At 69.2% G+C, this 17,077-nt stretch carries 18 protein-coding genes; 4 read left to right on the forward strand and 14 right to left on the reverse strand.

Annotation, left to right across the window (positions count from 1 at the left end; translation table 11 throughout):
• A partial coding sequence (locus KIH27_RS19945) for an HNH endonuclease signature motif containing protein (RefSeq protein WP_214094711.1) occupies nt 1-1,111 on the forward strand: 1,111 nt, incomplete at its 5' end.
• Nucleotides 1,112-1,175: 64 nt separating this feature from the next.
• Here the strand turns inward: KIH27_RS19945 and KIH27_RS19950 are convergent.
• From KIH27_RS19950 to KIH27_RS20005, 12 genes are all read right to left on the reverse strand, one after another.
• Complete coding sequence (locus tag KIH27_RS19950; RefSeq protein WP_214094712.1) at nt 1,176-1,607, reverse strand: TA system VapC family ribonuclease toxin; 432 nt, start codon at nt 1,605-1,607, stop codon at nt 1,176-1,178.
• Nucleotides 1,597-1,821 (reverse strand): CopG family transcriptional regulator, encoded by a 225-nt coding sequence (locus tag KIH27_RS19955; protein WP_214094713.1) that lies wholly within the window; start codon nt 1,819-1,821, stop codon nt 1,597-1,599. The genes KIH27_RS19950 and KIH27_RS19955 overlap by 11 nt, the downstream gene beginning before the upstream one ends.
• A gap of 66 nt (nt 1,822-1,887) precedes the next feature.
• A complete protein-coding gene (locus KIH27_RS19960) occupies nt 1,888-3,192 on the reverse strand; it encodes a hypothetical protein (protein WP_307856957.1) in 1,305 nt (434 codons plus the stop codon).
• 52 nt (nt 3,193-3,244) lie between these two features.
• Nucleotides 3,245-3,547 (reverse strand): type VII secretion target, encoded by a 303-nt coding sequence (locus KIH27_RS19965; protein WP_214094715.1) that lies wholly within the window; start codon nt 3,545-3,547, stop codon nt 3,245-3,247.
• A gap of 41 nt (nt 3,548-3,588) precedes the next feature.
• Nucleotides 3,589-4,920 carry a phosphoglucosamine mutase gene (gene glmM / locus KIH27_RS19970; protein WP_214094716.1) on the reverse strand — a complete coding sequence of 444 codons (1,332 nt, stop codon included), beginning with the start codon at nt 4,918-4,920 and terminating at the stop codon, nt 3,589-3,591.
• A 121-nt stretch (nt 4,921-5,041) separates the two neighbouring features.
• On the reverse strand, nt 5,042-5,518 hold the full coding sequence (rpsI, locus tag KIH27_RS19975; protein WP_214094717.1) for a 30S ribosomal protein S9: 477 nt from the start codon (nt 5,516-5,518) through the stop codon (nt 5,042-5,044).
• Entirely contained in the window at nt 5,515-5,958 is a 444-nt protein-coding gene (gene rplM, locus KIH27_RS19980) for a 50S ribosomal protein L13 (RefSeq protein ID WP_214094718.1), read from the reverse strand. The genes rpsI and rplM overlap by 4 nt, the downstream gene beginning before the upstream one ends.
• 212 nt (nt 5,959-6,170) lie before the next feature.
• On the reverse strand, nt 6,171-6,500 hold the full coding sequence (locus tag KIH27_RS19985) for a hypothetical protein (protein WP_214094719.1): 330 nt from the start codon (nt 6,498-6,500) through the stop codon (nt 6,171-6,173).
• 8 nt (nt 6,501-6,508) lie between these two features.
• Nucleotides 6,509-6,868 carry a CdiA C-terminal domain-containing protein gene (locus KIH27_RS19990; RefSeq protein WP_214094720.1) on the reverse strand — a complete coding sequence of 120 codons (360 nt, stop codon included), beginning with the start codon at nt 6,866-6,868 and terminating at the stop codon, nt 6,509-6,511.
• A gap of 144 nt (nt 6,869-7,012) precedes the next feature.
• Complete coding sequence (locus KIH27_RS19995; RefSeq protein ID WP_214094721.1) at nt 7,013-7,312, reverse strand: WXG100 family type VII secretion target; 300 nt, start codon at nt 7,310-7,312, stop codon at nt 7,013-7,015.
• 1 nt (nt 7,313) lies between these two features.
• Nucleotides 7,314-7,643: a WXG100 family type VII secretion target gene (locus KIH27_RS20000; RefSeq protein ID WP_307856958.1), complete on the reverse strand. Its 330-nt coding sequence runs from the start codon at nt 7,641-7,643 to the stop codon at nt 7,314-7,316.
• Between the two features lie 33 nt (nt 7,644-7,676).
• Nucleotides 7,677-8,888, reverse strand: coding sequence for a PucR family transcriptional regulator (locus KIH27_RS20005; protein ID WP_214094722.1), 1,212 nt, complete (start codon nt 8,886-8,888; stop codon nt 7,677-7,679).
• 218 nt (nt 8,889-9,106) lie between these two features.
• Between KIH27_RS20005 and KIH27_RS20010 the strand changes: the two genes are divergently transcribed.
• The 3 genes from KIH27_RS20010 to KIH27_RS20020 all read left to right on the forward strand — a co-directional run bounded on the left by KIH27_RS20010 (nt 9,107) and on the right by KIH27_RS20020 (nt 12,788).
• Nucleotides 9,107-10,603 (forward strand): PE-PPE domain-containing protein, encoded by a 1,497-nt coding sequence (locus KIH27_RS20010; RefSeq protein ID WP_214094723.1) that lies wholly within the window; start codon nt 9,107-9,109, stop codon nt 10,601-10,603.
• A gap of 32 nt (nt 10,604-10,635) precedes the next feature.
• Entirely contained in the window at nt 10,636-12,096 is a 1,461-nt protein-coding gene (locus KIH27_RS20015) for a PE-PPE domain-containing protein (protein ID WP_214094724.1), read from the forward strand.
• A 98-nt stretch (nt 12,097-12,194) separates the two neighbouring features.
• Complete coding sequence (locus KIH27_RS20020) at nt 12,195-12,788, forward strand: TetR/AcrR family transcriptional regulator (protein ID WP_214094725.1); 594 nt, start codon at nt 12,195-12,197, stop codon at nt 12,786-12,788.
• A gap of 96 nt (nt 12,789-12,884) precedes the next feature.
• Here the strand turns inward: KIH27_RS20020 and KIH27_RS23080 are convergent, their stop codons facing one another.
• Both KIH27_RS23080 and gjpA read right to left on the reverse strand, forming a co-directional pair.
• Nucleotides 12,885-15,476 carry a PGRS repeat-containing protein gene (locus tag KIH27_RS23080; RefSeq protein ID WP_214094726.1) on the reverse strand — a complete coding sequence of 864 codons (2,592 nt, stop codon included), beginning with the start codon at nt 15,474-15,476 and terminating at the stop codon, nt 12,885-12,887.
• 49 nt (nt 15,477-15,525) lie between these two features.
• The gene (gene gjpA / locus KIH27_RS20030) at nt 15,526-16,644 is read right to left on the reverse strand and encodes an outer membrane porin GjpA (RefSeq protein WP_214094727.1); all 1,119 of its coding nucleotides are present in this window, start codon (nt 16,642-16,644) and stop codon (nt 15,526-15,528) included.
• Nucleotides 16,645-17,077 lie beyond the last annotated feature (433 nt).

Here is a 17,077-nt window from a genome sequence, read left to right on the forward strand (position 1 = left end):
GCACCTGGTGGACACCCTCAATCCCGACGGTGACTACTCCGACAAGGAACGCCAAGCCCAACGCGGGCTGCGCATAGGCCGCCAGCGTGCCGACGGGATGAGCACCCTGTCGGGCTACATCACCCCCGAACTGCGTGCCACCCTCGAACCGGTGCTGGCCAAACTGGCCGCCCCCGGTATGGCCAATAGCGCCGATGAACACCCCTGCGTCTCCGGCACCCCCACCCAGCAGCAGATCACCGACGATGACCGCACCGTTGCCCAGCGCAATCACGACGCCCTGCTGGCCGCGGTGCGCGCCGTGCTGGCCAGTGGGGAGTTGGGTCAACTCAACGGGCTGCCGGTGACTGTGATCGTCTCCACCACCCTGGCCGAACTGCAGGCCGCCGCCCACCCCGACACCACACCACCACCGGCCGACACATCGATGACCGGTAAAGCCCACACCGGTGGGGGCAGTCTGCTGCCGATGGGGGATCTGCTGCGGATGGCCGCCCATGCCTACCACTACCTGACGATTTTCGACGGCCGGGGCCGGGCGCTGTGGCTCGGGCGCAGCAAACGCATCGCCTCGGCTGATCAGCGGATCGTGCTGCACGCCCGCGATCGAGGATGTACCCGGCCGGGGTGTCCGGTGTCGGGGTATCTGTCCCAGGCCCACCACAGCGACAAGGACTGGGCCGCCGGTGGGCGCACCGACATCGACGGCCTCGCCCTGGCCTGCCCACCGGACAACAACACCGCAACCGTGCAGGGCTGGACCACCCGCCTCGGGGACACCGGGCGCGTCGAATGGATCCCCCCACCTCACCTGGAACGCGGGCAGCCACGGATCAACCCGTTTCACTTCATCGAAGCCGTCATCGCCCACCACCGCCAGAAGGCCACCGAGGTTCCCGACCCCGGACCGCCACCAGCCGACCCACAGCACCTGCCGCCGGGGCCCTATGACACCTGGCCCGACGACACCTGGCCCGACGACCCACTACCCGGCGACCCCGGCTACGACGCCGCGCTCGACGACCTCCAGCGCAGCTACGACGCACTGGACCTCGACGAACTCGCGCGTCAGCATGGCTTCGTCGATGACGGGTCGATCCTGAGTCGCTGACCGCGCACTCCCGACGAACTCTGCGCAACGCAGTCCGGGGAATCGGCCGGGCCTTCAGCGACGATCAGTCGAGCTGCAGCGGGTTGATCCAACGCAGACCCGGGAACCTCACGAAATCGGTGTCCGCAGAGGCGATCTCGACACCGTGCTCGATCGCAAGGGCTGCCAGCTGCGCATCCGGCACCAGGTTTGCCGTCGCAGTGACTCGCGTGCAGAGCGCCGCGTAAACCCTGGCGGTGGACTCGGTGGCCGGCGGGATCCACACCGTCGGGACCGCCAGCCAATCCTCGACGTGCCCCCAGGCGGCGGCAGCGGACAGGGGGCGCTCGACGATCCGTGGATGCGTGACGATTCGCAGGAAGGCGCCGATCGTCTGCCACGGCAGTCCCACGCGAGTGCCTGCATCGAGGGTGTCAGTCAGCCACGCGGCGGCCCTGGCGTTATAGGCGCTCGTCTCGTCGACCGCGTACAGCAACAGGTTTGCATCAACGATCATCGTCGAGCAGATCCAGCACATCGCCGATGTTGGCGACATCGACCTTGAGGCCGATCGGCGCGGTGCGGTGCCGATACGGCGTTGACTTGATTCCCGCAGCCGCCATACCCCGGCGGGCCAGTAGATTCAGCGCCTCACTGATGCCCAATCCCTCGCGGCGGAGACGGTCGATCTCAGCGGCGACGTCGTCATCGATCACCACGGTCGTCCTCATGGCCCGATGGTAGCGCAGACGCATCGTGATGCATGCAAATTCGCACTATCATGCGTCTCGTGTAGATCATGCCCCGACCTGCGGTAACTCGTCAGCGGCGATCTCACACGGGGTCTTCTCCGCAGGCGACGGCTGGGCCTCGGGAGCCTGCTGCGCGGCTGGCACGGCGTCGGGGTCCGCGGCGGACACATCGTCGCCGGACTCCGAGCCGTCGGTGGTGTCCGCGGCAGCCGCTTCGGCATCCGACTGGTCCTCGGGCTCATCGGAGGTGACGTCGGCAACCTCCTCGGCGGTGTCTCCGGAACCAGGTCCGGCATCGGACTCGCCGTCGGGATCGGCACCCTCATCGACCGGCTCACCGAGATCCGGTTCGCCCAGGCCGGAATCCGACGGCCCCAGCAGATCGCCGATCGCGTCGGCGATCCGCGGCAGCACACCGCCGAGCGCTCCCCCGGCGGGCAGTCCGCCCCCGCCTGGCATCCCAAAGCCCCCGGGCATCCCGAAATCACCGGGCATCCCGAAGTCGCCCAGCCCGGCGCCCTCGCCTGGGAGTCCAAGATCGCCGGGCACCCCGGCGTCGGCTGGCCCGGCGGCGTCACGCCACAGCGCAGCCGGCGGTTCATCGAACGGAGTGGACACCGCAGCCGGTGCCGTCGGCGGCACACCTGCGAACACCGGTATCGGCGGCGCGACCGTCGCCACCCCGGGCGCCGCATCGGGCAGATAGCGCGGGCCCAACTCCCCCGGCACCGCGAAAACCGCGCCCGGGTCGGGTCCAGCGGACGCCACCGCCGCATCGTAGGCCGCGGCGGCCCCGGCTCGCGCGGATCGCATCGCGGAAAGCCAGGCACCGCCGATCTCGTTGTCCACGTACGGTTTCACCTGCTGCTCCACCACCTCCTCGGCGTGCCGGTCCCCGGTTCCGGTGAGCACCGCGTGCGCGGCGGCCAGCCACCCCGGAGCCTGGGCGCCCACCCGCTCGTCGGCGGCAAGCACCGTCGCCACCTTGGTGTCGACGCACCGCCACAACTCGTCGCGCAGCGTCGCGCACGCCTGCGCCGCACCCCGCAGCCGGACCGTCAGCGTCTCCGCGGCGTCGCAGTGGCCGTGCAGGAACGCCGCTGCCACCTCGGCACCCGGCCCGCGCCATGCCGTCGTCAACGCACCGAGTTGTTCACGCTGCCCCCGCAGGACACTCTCGGCGGCGTCGGCCGCCGCCCACAGTTGCGCGCAGTCGGCGTCGAGCAGGTGCAGATCCAGACCGGTCTCACCGTCGTACCAGTCACCGACCTGCCCGCTGTACCCGGTGAGATCAGGGTGCTGGTAGCCCAGCTGCCGGCAGGCAGCCACGTAGATTTCGGTGTGCGCCACGGCTTCTCGCCCCTCGGCAAGGCGAGCCGCCACATCCAGACGGGGGGCCACCTCAGCCCACCCGATCCGCCGCGGACAGTTCGGCCGCCCGGTAGCCGGCCAGCCCGGATCGCAGGGCGCCCGCGATCTCGGCGCTCGCCCGCGACCAGCGGGTCAACTCCGGCGCCCACCGGTCCAGCACGCGCCGCAACTCGGCACCGGACGCCGCGTGGGCCCGGCCGGCGGCGGCGCCGTCGAACATCAACCGCCCCAGCCCGTCCCGCATCGCGCTGTCGACAAGGTCGGCGTCGGCCTCGAAGTGCTCGGCCACCTCGCGCAGTGCGGCGTCGTCGAGATGAACGGATGTCTGCCCCATACCCGGTAAGACGGCGCAAAGGGCGAACCGGTTCCCGCCGATTACTGGGCGCGGACCGCCTCGGCGACGCCGGTCGCGATCCGCTGCGCGGTGTCCTCGTCGTCGGCTTCCACCATCACCCGGACCAGTTGCTCGGTTCCGGACGGGCGCAACAGGATTCGGCCGGTGTCGCCGAGTTCGCCCTCGGCACTGCGCAGTGCGGTGCGCACCGCCGGCGTCTCGACGGCGGCGGCCTTGTCGGTCACCTCGACGTTGATCAGCACCTGCGGCAGGGTGCGCATCGCCGCCGCCAGATCGGCCAGCGACGTGCGGGTGTGCGCCATCTGCGCCATCACCCGCAGCCCGGTGATGACGCCGTCGCCGGTGGTCGCCAGCTTGGGCAGCACGATGTGACCGGACTGCTCGCCGCCGAGCGTGAAGCCGCCCTCCCGCAACTGCTCCAGCACGTAGCGGTCCCCGACGTCGGTGGTGTGCACGGTGACACCGGCCTCACGCATCGCCAGGTGCAGGCCGAGGTTGCTCATGACGGTCGCCACCAGGGTGTCGTCGGCGAGTTCGCCCGCGTCGCGCATGGCCAGCGCCAACACCACCATGATCGCGTCGCCGTCGATCACGTTGCCGGCGGCGTCGACGGCCAGGCAGCGGTCGGCGTCGCCGTCGTGTGCCAGGCCCAGGTCGGCACCGTTGGCGAGCACCGCGGCACGCAGCGGTTCCAGGTGCGTCGACCCGCAGCCGTCGTTGATGTTCAGCCCGTCCGGGTCGGCGTTGATCGCGATCACCGTCGCACCGGCCGCCCGGTAGGCGCGCGGCGCCACCGCCGACGCGGCGCCGTGGGCGCAATCCACCACCACGGTCAGCCCGTCCAGCTTGGTGTTGCCGATCGCCTCCCGCAGGTGCCGCAGGTAGCAGTCCTCGGCGTCGGGGGCGTCAACGACCCGGCCGATGTCGGCGCCGACCGGTCGCAGGCCCGGGCCCTCGGCGACCAGGTTCTCGATGGCGTCCTCGGTGGCGTCGTCGAGTTTGTGCCCACCGGGGCCGAAGAACTTGATGCCGTTGTCGGGCATCGGGTTGTGCGAGGCGGAGATCATCACGCCGAAGTTCGCCTGGTAGGCACCGGTCAGGTACGCGATCGCCGGCGTCGGCAGCACGCCGACCCGCAGCACGCTGACACCCTGACTGGTCAACCCGGCAATGACCGCGGCCTCCAGCATCTCGCCGCTGGCCCGCGGGTCACGGCCGACCACGGCAACCCGTCGCTCGGTGCCGGCCGCCAGGTGCCGCGCCGCCGCGCCACCCAGGGCCAGCGCCAGTTCCGCGGTGAGTTCGCGGTTGGCGACCCCGCGGACGCCGTCGGTGCCGAAAAGTCGACCCATAACCATCCTTTATCGCCGCGAGCATGCCCGAAAACACGTCGACACGCCGGTGAAAAGCAAGCGGGGGTGCCTCCCGTCTGCGGGAGACACCCCCAACTCGCTGCCAGATCGCAACCGCAGATCAGCGCTTGCTGTACTGAGGCGCCTTACGGGCCTTCTTCAGGCCGTACTTCTTGCGCTCGGTGGCACGCGGGTCGCGGGTCAGGAACCCGGCCTTCTTCAGCGCCGGGCGGTCCTCCGGCTGCACCAGGATCAGTGCCCGGGAGATCGCCAGCCGCAGCGCGCCGGCCTGCCCGGAGGGGCCGCCGCCGTCGAGGTGGGCGTAGATGTCGAAGCTGTCCACCCGGTCCACGGTGACCAGCGGAGCCTTGATCAGCTGCTGGTGCACCTTGTTCGGGAAGTACGCCTCCAGGGTGCGGCCGTCCAGGTTGAACTGGCCGGTGCCGGGCACCAGACGCACCCGCACCACGGCCTCCTTGCGGCGGCCGACGGTCTGGATCGGGCGGCCCAGGTCGACGGGCTCGTGGTACACGACCTCGGCGGCCTCCACCTCGATGACCTCTTCGGGCTCGATGCCTTCGATTGCCGTCTCGGTCATTGCGCCACCTGCTTGATCTCGTACGGAACCGGCTGCTGAGCGGTGTGCGGATGCGTCGGGCCGGCGTAAACGTGCAGCTTGCGCTGAACCTGACGGCCGAGCTTGTTCTTCGGGATCATCCCGAGGATCGCCTTCTCCACGACCCGGTCGGGACGGGTGGCCATGACCTCGCCGACGCTGCGCTGGCGCAGACCGCCCGGGTAACCGGAGTGGCGGTAGATCTTCTTGTTGGTCAGCTTGTCGCCGCTGATGGCGACCTTGTCCGCGTTGATGACGATGACGAAGTCACCCTCATCGCAGTTCGGCGTGAATGTCGGCTTGTGCTTGCCGCGCAGCAGGGTTGCTGCTGCAACGGCGAGCCGGCCGAGCACCACGTCGGTGGCGTCGATGACGTACCACGACCGCGTGGTGTCACCCGCCTTCGGCGTGTATGTGGGCACAGCGCTTACCTCTCTCGGTTCCGGGTAACCCCGGGTCTTGCGGATCCCGGTGCGAGCCGGGCGCCGGTCTTACCTGGACGTACCGGGTGGTTCTCGGCGACCGACAGTGACCCGAGACCCGCTGTGCCGAGTAGGCACCGCACGCCAACGTGGCAGCTTACCGGTGGGCATCGGGGCAGGTCAAAACCGTGGCACCCGGTCAGCCCGGTAGGTCAGACCCGGCTCTTGGTACGGGACGCGACGATTCCGTCCGTCTCGTCGGAGTCGAGCACCAAATCCCAGTTCGTACGCCGAACCAACTCGTCGTAGAGAGACCGCGCATATTCCTGACCGCGCGTCGGCGGGTCAGCGGAGTAATACACCTGAACAACCGTGCCGCCTGCACATTCGGGATCGGGTTTGACGTACACCGACGCCCGTTCGTCGGCCGGGTGAAGCCAGCCGGATTCGGCATCTGCGCTCCGCGTGATGTTCTTGACCATGTTCCGCACGTCAGCAAGCAATGGCCCGGTCCCGACGATCACGTAGTCGATGTTCGACATCCTGGGACTCACCTCCTGATCAACACGTCTAACGGGCCTGACTGGGTGTCTCGCCCGACGAGCCTGATCACAGCCACCTCAGGGTAGCGCCGCAGCACGTCCTCTGCGATTTCCATCGCGTCGGCAATCGAGATTCGCGTGCGCGATATGTCGAATGTGATGTTGGCGGACTGGCGCGCCCCGCGCCCAAGTCTTGTGGTGATCGTGTTCCGGTTCGATGACGTCGGTGATTTCAGCTCCCACAGCATGTCGTCGATTTCCACATCCGCACGCCGACCGTCCGACGTGGCAGGAATGAATTTCACGTCGTCACCGAGATCGGCGAGCCGTTCCGCGGTGTCCAACTCATGCTGACGCAGATGCTTCACCTGCCTCCGGTCGACACTGCCACGCCTGCCCCCGCGAGCACTGTGCGGGCTTCGGCTGGACATCGATGATTCCATCCCGGGGGCCGATGCGACCCCGGCGGCTCTCCTCCGCCGGGGCCGCACCGTGTGCGGGGGCGGTCTCTCCTACCGCCCCCAGGCCCCCGCGGCACGCCGATCGGCGTCGGCGACGTCAGCCGCACCGTCGCGCACCGCGGCACCCAGGTCGACCAGGATCCGGTTCAGCGCGGCGGCCGCGTGCTGCCACCGGAGCTGTTCGGCGTGGTAGGCGCCGGCCGCCTCCCGGGTCCAGACCTGTTGCAGCGGCGCGATCTGGGCGCGCAGTGCGTCCAGGGCGCCGTTGAGGCGCACCGACGTGGCGTGGATCTCCTGACGGACGGCGTATTCGATCTCGTCGAAGTTGTAGGACAACACAGTCGAGTCCATGTCAGATCCCGTCCCCGGCCGCGCCGATGTGCCGGGAGTGCGCCTCGGCGACCTCGCGCAGCAACCGCTCGTTGTGCCGGATGGTCTCGGCGATCTGCGCCAGCGCCCGGTGCAGGTGCAGCGATTCGGCGTTCCAGCGTTCCAGCACGTCCTGGAACCGGACCGCGGCGCGCCCCGACCACACCGCCGCCGGCACGCTGCGCATGCGCTGCATGAACGTGGCCAGCAGCGCGCGGATCTCCTCGTTGCGGGCGTCGGTGGCCGCGGCGACGGCGGCCATCACCTCGAAGTCGGCATGCAGTGCGTTGGCGGCTGCAGGTGTGGCAGTCACGGTCTCCCCCTCACCGGCGCGGATTTCGCGCTGTTATGTGGTTCGACGGTGCTCGGGTGGATTCGGTTCCATCGGATTTATCCGGTGCGCCTGCATCGCCAGGTACAGATGCGCGGCGCCCACCGGTGTGGCGACGTCGCATCCGGTGGCCTCGGTGATCCGGTTCAGCCGGGACCGCACGGTGTTGCGGTGGCAGTACAGCGCCTCGGCGACGGCGGCCACCTCACCGCCCGCCGCGAACCAGCAGTTCAGGGTCTCGACCAGCCCATCCCGGTCCGCCGCCGGCAGTGCCAGCAGCGGACCCAGCACCGCCGCGGCCAGCGCACCGGCCACCTCCGGCGCGGAGGCGACCAGCGCCGGCACCAGCGCGTCCTCGTAGCGCAGCACCCGCTGGTCGGCGGATCCGACTGCCGCACAGGCCAATTGCGCCTGCCGCAACGCGGCGTGGGTGTCGTCGAGACCGTCGTAGGGCGTACTGATCCCGACCGGCGCTGTTCCGCGGCCGGCGATCATCGTGCACAGCCGCTGGACTCCGAAGGTGTCGGTGAGCGCGACGACGCCGACCTGACTGCCCAGCTGCAGCCGCCACGCCGAGCGCACCCCGAGCGCGGTCAGTTCGGCTTCGATGCCGGGCAGCGGGTCGAAGGTGTTCTCGATGGCCCGGTCCGGCAGGGTGGCGACGACGACGGCGAACGTGCCGCGCTGCGGCAGCCGCAGTTTGGTGGCGCAGTCCCACAGCAGCCCACCGGCGACCTGCCCACCGAACAGCGCGTCCAGGGCGGCGTCGCGGATCGCGGCGTCACGGCGGGCGTGCTCGGCGACCGCATCCTGGTAGGAGACCGTCACCGCCTGGGTGTACTCGTCGAAGATCTGCCAGGCCAGCGAGGCCTTCGACAGCAACTCGGCCCGGGCGGCGGCGTCGTCGCCGGCCATCGCCACCAGCCGGTCCCAGATCACGCTGGCCCCCAACCGGTAGGCGCGCAGCACCGCCGGCAGCGGCGCACCCTGGCCGCCGCGCAGCCGGCCGGTCTCCTGCGGCGCCGCCAGTCCGGCCTGCGGTTCGCCGCTGAGGAAGCCCAGCAGCCCGACCAGGTTGGCGCGGTGTGCGGCGCGCAGATCCTCGGCGGTCACCCCGGAGTCGCCGTAGAGGCCGGCGTCCTGCACGGCGGCCGCCACGTCCGCCACCAGGCCGTCGACGTCGCCCAGCAACTGCCGGGACGCCCGTGCCACGAACGACTCACCCATGCCGGCGATGCTAACCGGCGGATGATCGGCGAACTGTGCCGATGCCCAACCGTCGAGCGTGCCATCAGCGCCCGGTGCGGCTACCGCGATTCACTTAGCGACCCCGTCCTGTGCACGCGCACAGTGCCCATCGACCGTCGTCGTGCATGTGCCCATTGTCACACCATGAGATCCGTTACAGAATGCACTACGAACATTGTGAGACCGGGGGATAAAAAATGGGGTTTGTTCGTCGCAGCCAGCTGAGTGCCTATCTGACCGCCGGGGTCGCCGTCACCGGCGCCGGGCTGATCCCGATCCCCCCGGTGCACCCCGCCCCGAACGTCCACGAAGTGCTGCTCACCAGCGTCGAACTGGGCCCGCTCGGGGACGGCACCGCCCTGCTGCTCGGCGGCAGCGGCTACCCGGTGCCCAGCCAGGGCTACCTGGAGGCGTTCAACGCCAACTTCCTGGCGCCCCTCGGCTACACCGGCACCAACCTGGTCCCGGTGACCACCCCGGAGTCGCTGTACCCGTTCGTCCCACCCGGCCCGTTCGCCGCGACGCTCAACTCGTCGATGGCGACCGGTGAGCAGATCATCGAGAAGGAGATCCTCAGCCGCGTCGCCAGCGGCGAGGCCAGCCCGGAGCACCCGCTGGTGGTCACCGGATACTCGCAGTCGTCGATCATGGACGCGACGCTGATGAAGGAACTGGCCGGCAAGGTGCCGACCGAGGACCTGCGTTTCGTACTGCTGGGCAACGAGAACAACCCCAACGGCGGGTTCCTGGAGCGCTTCGACCTGCCCGCCGGCTCCAATCCGACCGCGGAGAGCCTGGGCATCACGTTCAACGGGGCGATGCCGAGCGATCTGTTCCCGACCGACAATTTCACCGACGAATACGACGGCTTCGCGGACTTCCCGAAATACCCGATCAACCTGCTGGCCGACATCAACGCCTACCTGGGGATCCTCTTCAACCACATCGCGTACCTCGGTGTCACACCCGAGCAGGCCACCCCGGAGGCCGATGGCGGGGACGCGATCCTGCTGCCGACATCGGCGGTCGACACGATGGTCAACTACTACATGATCCCGACGGAGAGCCTGCCGCTGGTGGACCTGCTGCGGTTGGTTCCGTTCGTCGGCAACCCGCTGGCCGACCTGGTGCAGCCCGACCTGTTCGTGCTGGTGAACCTGGGCTATGGCAACGTCGACGACACCTACCTGGGCGGCTGGGACCACGGCCCCGCCGATGTGGGCACCACGATGGGCTTCCTTCCGCCGCAGAGCGTGCTGGATCAGGTGCCCGAGGCGCTGGTCAAGGGCCTGCAGCAGGGCGTGCAGGACATGTTCAAGGATCTGGCGAATCCCAGTAACTACCAGTTGATCTCGCCGCAGACGATGCACGAGTTCCTGGGGCCGATCGTCAACGCCGCGACGGCGGCATTCGACCTGGACAAGTCCCCGTCGGAGATGTCGAGTTGGTTCAACAGCTTCCTGACCAGCACGATCGACAACTACAAGACCGGTCTGACCGAACTGTCGTTCACCCACACCGGCATCCCGCCGATCGACGTCGCCAGCACCCTGCTCTTCACGCTGCCCAAGGTCGCCGAGGAGATGTTCCAGACCCAGATGGCCGCCGGTAACCCGGTCGACGCGGTCGGCGATCCGCTCGCCGCCGTGGTCGGGTTGCTGCCGATCCTGGCCATCGGGGCCCTGGGCCTGTAAACCCGTTTACCCACACCAACGAGAGGTAACCGATGAGGTCCGCCCACCGCAGCCTGCTGAGCGCGTATCTGGCCACCGGCCTGACCACCGGAATTGCCGTCACCGGCGCCGGGCTGATCGCCGCCCCGGCACCCGACACCCGGACGCTCGGGGTGCTGCTCAGCAGCGTCGAATCCGCCCTCGGCGACGGCACCGCCCTGGTGATGGGCGCCAGTTTCGTCGCCACCCCCAGCCAGGGCTGGCTGGACGCCTTCGACAAGCTGTACCTGGCGCCGCACGGTTTCACCGGTGACTCGACGGCGATCACCACCCCGGAATCGCTGTACCCGTTCACCTTTCCGTTCAGCATGACGTTCGACAACTCGACGGCGCAGGGCCAGCAGATCATCGAGGACGCGATCAAGGCCCGGATCGCCGCCGGCGGCGTCAGCCCGACGAATCCCGTTGTGGTCAGCGGGTATTCGCAGAGCTCCACGATCGACTCGCTGCTGATGGCGCACTTGGAGAAGGACGGCGTCAACCCGGCGGACGTGCACTTCGTGATGCTGGGCGACCCGAACAACCCCAACGGCGGCCTGCTGGAACGCTTCGCGATCCCGGCCGGGTCCACCCCGGACGCCACCCATCTGGGCCTGACGTTCAGCGGCGCCACCCCGTCGGACGTCTCGCCCACCGACATCTACACCTACGAGTACGACGGGTTCGCGGACTTCCCGAAGTACCCGCTGAACTTCCTGTCCGACCTCAACGCCTACCTGGGCATCGTCTTCAATCACATCGCCTACCTGGGGCTGACGCCGGATCAGGTCGCCAACGCGATCCAACTGCCGACCTCTGCGGCCGACTCCCTGACCAACTACTTCATGATCGAGTCACCGAGCCTGCCACTGCTGGACCTGGTGCGACTGATCCCGTTCATCGGCAACCCGATCTCCAACCTGCTGCAGCCGGATCTGTCGGTGCTGGTGAACCTCGGCTACGGCAGCATCGACCACGGCTGGTCGCCGGGCGACGCCGACGTACCCACGGTGATGGGCCTCTTCCCCGATCAGAGCGTCATGGATCAGGTTCCCGACGCGCTGGCCAAGGGCCTGGTGCAGGGCGTGCAGGACGCGTGGAAGACGCTGATGGATCCGACCAACTACCAGCTGATCTCACCGGAGACGATGACGGATGTTCTTGGGCCGCTGCTGAACTCCGCGACGGCCGCGTTCAACCTCGACGGGACGCCGACGGAGATCTCCGACTACCTGTCGACGTTCCTCTCCGGCGCCGAGAACTGGTTCACCCAGGGCTTCCAGGAGCTGTCGCTCACTCACACCGGCCTGCCGCCGGTGGACATGGCCAGCACGCTGCTGCTCACCCTGCCGCAGATCGCCCTGCAGCTCTTCGAGTCCCCGGCGGGTCAGGCCGACCCGCTGACCGCGCTCGGCGAGTCGGTGGCGGCGCTGGTCGGGCTGTCGCCGCTGATGCTGGTCGGCGCGCTGCTCTGATTTCGATGAACGTACTGCCCACGCGATTGCGCCCTTCGGATCCAGCGGTCGGATCATGAACGCGTTCAACCAGCAAAGCTGAGTTAGGCTCGTCGGCTGTGGCTACTCGGCGTGGGGACAAGGAAGCACGTCGCCGTGACATCCTCGATGCCGGCTGGGCGACGCTGCGCGAGAACGGGTTAGCGGGCCTGCAGATGCGGGAGGTGGCCCGACGTTCCGGAGTGGCGTTGGGCACGGTTTACCTCTACTTCTCGAACAAGGAGTCTCTGTACACGGCGCTCTACGCCGAACGGATGGAACAATTCCTCGCCGATCTGGAGCCGATGCGGGCAGCGGGTCTGGGACCCGAGGAATTCTTCGCGCAGTACGCAACCAAATATCTCGCTACATACGCGGACTTCGGCCGCGTGTTCAACGCGTTCTCCACGATGGGCGTCGACGCGGAGATCGACCCGGTCGTGCTCGAAAAGCTGGTCGGGGTGACCACCCGGCTGATCCAGTTCATGCGGTCAGTCCTTGCCGACTATCGGATCGAAAACCCGGATCAAGCCCTGATCGTGCTGTGGTCCACCGTCGTCGGGTTGGCCGAGCACTTCACCGGACCGCGGCACCTCTACCACGACCTGAGTTGGGACGACACCGTACGGTTCGCCACCCGAACGGTAATAAGGGGCCTGGCATCGGAGCAGTGAATCCCCCGCATAGCTCGAGACTCACCGTTGAGATTGCGTCTACGGTCGCGGACCCGCGAACGGCACAGCCGTAGACGCAATCTCAACGGCGATCGGCTACCCGGGGTTGCCGGCGGTGCCGGGGTTACCGGTAGTACCGGCGGGGTCACCGGCGCCACCCGCGCCACCGGAGCCGGCCGAGCCGGCGGCACCGCCTGCGCTCACCGTGCCGGCGTTGCCGTTGCCGGCCCCGCCGTGGCCGGCCGTGCCTGCTGCGCCGCCGGCCCCACCGTTGCCGCCGTCACCGCCGTTGCCGCCGGCCAGGCCGGCGCCGGTGTCCGGGTTGACGCCGCCGGCACCACCGGATCCGCCATTGCCGCCCCGGCCACCGGTCCCGCCGTTTCCGGCGTTGCCGCCGGTGCCGTCCTCAGAGGTGCCGCCGTTGCCGCCCTTGCCGCCGACCGCACCATTGCCGCCGGCGCCACCGTCGCCGCCGGCCGTCTTCCCGGGGGCGCCGGTGAGCGGGTTGTTTCCAGTCGTGCCCTCGGCACCGTTCACACCGTTGGCGCCAGCGCCACCGTTGCCGCCGTTGCCGCCGTTGACGTCGCCGGCACCGTTGCCACCATTACCGCCGGTACCGGCCGTACCGCCGGTACCGCTGTTCCCGGCACCGGCGTTGCCGCCGCTGCCGCCGTTGCCGGCATGGCCGGGCCCGATACCCAAAGTGTTGGTCGGGGTTTCGACGCCGCCGCTGTTGCCGCCGGTCCCGCCGGTGCCGCCGTTGCTGCCGACCTCACCGATGTTTCCGTTGCCGCCGGCGCCGCCGTTGCCGCCGGAGGCGGTGCCGTTCCCGCCGCTGCCTCCGTCGCCACCGGCGCCGCCGGGGGCGCCATTGCCGAAGTTGCCGCTGCCGCCGTTGCCGCCGTTGCCGCCGATGCTGACCACGCCGGGCCCGGTCGCACCGTCGGCGCCGTTGCCGCCCTGGCCGCCATCACCGCCGCTGCCGGTGCCACCGGTGAGGATGTTGGTGCTGGTCGCCCCTCCGCTGCCGCCGGCGCCGCCGTTGCCGCCGATGCTCCAGATGGTGCCGTCGGCGTCCTTCCAGCCGGTGGCCACGCCTCCGTCGCCGCCGTCGCCGCCGGCACCGCCGTTGATGCTGGTGGCGCCGTTGCCGCCGCCGCTGCCGTCGCCACCCTGGTAGGTGCCGGTGCCGCCGGCCCCGCCGTCGCCGGCGGCGCCAGCGGTGTAGCCGTTGCCGCCGGATCCGCCGTAGCCACCATTACCGCCGATGGTCTTGATGGTGTCGTCGTCGGTGGCGCCGTTGCCGCCGGCCCCGGCCTGGCCGGCGTCGCCGCCGCGCCCACCTTCGACCATGCCGCCGTAGCCGCCCTGGCCCGCGGTCCCGCCGTTGCCGGCGGTGCCGGTCACCCCGACCGCGCCGGTGGCGTCACCACCGACACCACCGTTGCCGCCGTGACCGCCGATACCGGTGGCGCCTTCGGTGGTGGCGGAGTTCCCCATGCCGTAGCCGCCGCTGCCGGCCCAGCTACCGCCGTTGCCACCGTTGATCCCGGAGCCTCCGTCACCGCTGTTGCCGCCGTCGCCACCGGTGTACCCGGCGCCGCCGTCACCGCCCTGACCGCCGTTGCCGCCGCTGCCGAGGTAGTTGCCGGCCGTGTCCTGGAAGCCGTCGCCACCGGCGCCGCCGTTGCCGCCGTGCCCGCCGTCGCCGGACTGGCCGGCGTGGCCGTAGGACGGGTCGTTGTAGAAGTTCGAGCCACGGGCACCACCCAGGCCGCCGACACCGCCGCGGCCGGTGGCGTAGCCAGCGGCAGCACCGTTGCCGCCGTCGTGGTGGTCGGCGGTGCCGTCGGCGCCATCACCGCCGTTGCCGGCCGCACCGCCCACACCACCGCTCCCGCCGTTGCCGAGCAGGAAGCCACTGACGCCGCCGCTACCGCCGTTGCCACCGAGGCCGCCCGTACCACCGTTGCCGGTGCCGCTGTCGGCGAAGGTTCCCTGGGCGCCGTTGGCACCCTGGCCGCCCGAACCACCGGAGCCGCCGTTGCCGAACAGCCAGGCCATCGCCGCACCGCCGTCGCCCCCGGCCCCGCCGTTGAGGAAGCCGGCGACACCGGCACCCCCGTCACCGCCGACACCGCCGTGGCCCATGAAGACCCCGCCGACGCCGCCGTCGCCGCCGGCCGCACCCGCACCACCGGCGCCGCCGTCACCACCGTCACCGAAGCCGATCGCGTTGCCGCCGTTGCCGCCGGCCGTCCCGGCGACATCGCTGGACCAGCCGTCGCCGCCGTCGCCGAACCACAGGCCGCCGTGGCCGCCGTCGGGGTTGTCCACGGTGCCGTCGATGCCGTCGCCGATCAGGTACTGCCCGGCCATCTGATTGATGGCGCCGTTGACCATCTCACCGAACGGGTTGTTGATCCAGGCCTCGGTCAGGGTGTGCAGCGGTGTGTAGAACAGCTGGTCGAACAGCGTCGCCGTGTCGACGCCGCCCATCAGACCGGACAGGTCGAAACCCTCGGCCGACCCGGAGACGTCGGCCGCTGACCAGTCGAAGCCGAGCAGGTCTTCGAAGAAGTCGGCCTGGGCGGGCGGCGCCGCTGCCAGCGGTGTCATGCCGAATGCCAGGAACGCGGCGACGGTGCTGCCGGCGCCGATCGTCCGGTTGCGCTTGCGGTGAGTCATGGGGTGATTGCCTTTCGTGCGAAAAGTCAGGTGGGGGTGGCGGATTCGATTACAGGCCCAGTCCGGCCAGCAGTTCGGCGAAGTCGCCGGCGGCGGCACTGCCGGCGCCGCCGTCGTCCAGGCCGTCGATCAGCGGCAGGTCGGAGCCGGCCAGCGGCGGGACGACGGGCACGGCGCCCTTGCCGTCCCAGCCGGAACCCAGCAGCGCGCCGACGGTCTGGCCGAAGCCGAGCATCGCCCCGATCGGGCCGACCGCATGGCTGGTGAGGCTGAGGCTGCCGACCACCGGGGCGCCGGTCAGCTCCAGCCCGACGCTGTTGAGGATCGAACCGCCCACCGCGGGCGTTTCGGCCAGCACCTCGCCGTTCTCGCCGAGCACCTGGTAGGGGTCGATGGCCACCTGACCGGCGGTGAGCCAGCCGCCGAACGCGATGTCCAGGTGCCCGATGCCCATGCCGGCCGGCAGGAAGTCGCCGGCGGCCTCGTTGATCATCGGCAGCATGCTGTCCAGGTTCAGCGTGGCGCCGTTGAGTGAGGCCCCGACCATGTTGGCCAGGGTGTCGCCGAAGCTGTCGTGGTCGTTGACGCTGTTGATCAGCGCGACCATCGGCGAGATCAGCGGCCCCAGCGAGCCCATGATCAGCCCACTGAGCGGTGAGGACGCGAAGTGGATCAGCGGCACCATCTCTGCCGGGAACATCCCGCCCATCAGCGATGCCAGCGGCCCGGCGAACAGGTCGTACCAGCCCGGGGCGAACGTCGACGCGTCGCCGGCGGCCAGCGTGTGGCTCATGACGATCTCCAGGGTCTCCTGGCTGGGGTTGCTCAGCGTGTACCCGGTGAGCAGGGCGTCGAGGTTGTGCCGGATCTGCTCGGTGACCGCGGTGAGGTTCGTCGGGTCATCCATCAGCTGCTGGGCGTAGTCGTTCTGGTTGGCCACGAACTGCTGGAACGCCACCCCCGGCGCCAGGTAGTAGTTGTTCATGATCTGGGTCAGGTTCTGCTGGGCGGTGTTGAACACCGCGTCCCAGGCGTCGGAGGCGGTCAGTGCCACGTCGCGCACCGTGCCGATCTGGGGCGACGGCGCGACCAGCGGGGTGGCGGCGATCAGGCCGGCCCCCACGATCGCGACACCTGCGGTGGCGTAGGGACGAAGGGCTAGGGGCACAGCGCTCTCCTTAGGTTGTCGTGTTGGTCGTGCTTGTCGTGTTTGCCGAGGTCAACATCAATGTTTGCTAAAGATCGGCTGTAAGTTACCTGTATTGCTTTTTATATGCAACACATTCCGACACTCAACTCAGGTTGTTCCAAATATGTACCGAAGGGGGTCGGTACATATTTGAAACACGCATCGCTACCTGCACGTTCGAATACTTCACCTGGTCAGCCTGTATAAAATAACCGGCTAGTAACTTGATTTATTTAATGACGTAAGCCGATGCTTTAATTCTCGTACGGTCGTACGATCTCAGTCACCTATTACTCGTCTCACCGCACCGCACGGGCCGTGCGGACCGCCTGTTCGCACACCGCACGCATTTCCGTGACCTCGTTATCGGCGCTCTGACGGCTCTTCCGGTTTCAGAGTGCGTTGATTCGAT

The sequence above is a fragment of the Mycolicibacter acidiphilus genome, assembly GCF_018455725.1.
GTDB classification, from domain to species: domain Bacteria; phylum Actinomycetota; class Actinomycetes; order Mycobacteriales; family Mycobacteriaceae; genus Mycobacterium; species Mycobacterium acidiphilum.

What these genes read in the sequence shown, in the direction of transcription:
- KIH27_RS19995 (WP_214094721.1), bottom strand. Translation starts at nt 7,312, where the DNA reads ATGGACTCGACTGTGTTGTCCTACAACTTCGACGAGATCGAATACGCC.
- KIH27_RS20015 (WP_214094724.1), top strand. Translation starts at nt 10,636, where the DNA reads ATGAGGTCCGCCCACCGCAGCCTGCTGAGCGCGTATCTGGCCACCGGC.
- glmM (WP_214094716.1), bottom strand. Translation starts at nt 4,920, where the DNA reads ATGGGTCGACTTTTCGGCACCGACGGCGTCCGCGGGGTCGCCAACCGC.
- rpsI (WP_214094717.1), bottom strand. Translation starts at nt 5,518, where the DNA reads ATGACCGAGACGGCAATCGAAGGCATCGAGCCCGAAGAGGTCATCGAG.
- KIH27_RS19950 (WP_214094712.1), bottom strand. Translation starts at nt 1,607, where the DNA reads ATGATCGTTGATGCAAACCTGTTGCTGTACGCGGTCGACGAGACGAGC.
- KIH27_RS19955 (WP_214094713.1), bottom strand. Translation starts at nt 1,821, where the DNA reads ATGAGGACGACCGTGGTGATCGATGACGACGTCGCCGCTGAGATCGAC.
- KIH27_RS20005 (WP_214094722.1), bottom strand. Translation starts at nt 8,888, where the DNA reads ATGGGTGAGTCGTTCGTGGCACGGGCGTCCCGGCAGTTGCTGGGCGAC.
- KIH27_RS20010 (WP_214094723.1), top strand. Translation starts at nt 9,107, where the DNA reads ATGGGGTTTGTTCGTCGCAGCCAGCTGAGTGCCTATCTGACCGCCGGG.
- KIH27_RS19965 (WP_214094715.1), bottom strand. Translation starts at nt 3,547, where the DNA reads ATGGGGCAGACATCCGTTCATCTCGACGACGCCGCACTGCGCGAGGTG.
- KIH27_RS19985 (WP_214094719.1), bottom strand. Translation starts at nt 6,500, where the DNA reads ATGTCGAACATCGACTACGTGATCGTCGGGACCGGGCCATTGCTTGCT.
- KIH27_RS23080 (WP_214094726.1), bottom strand. Translation starts at nt 15,476, where the DNA reads ATGACTCACCGCAAGCGCAACCGGACGATCGGCGCCGGCAGCACCGTC.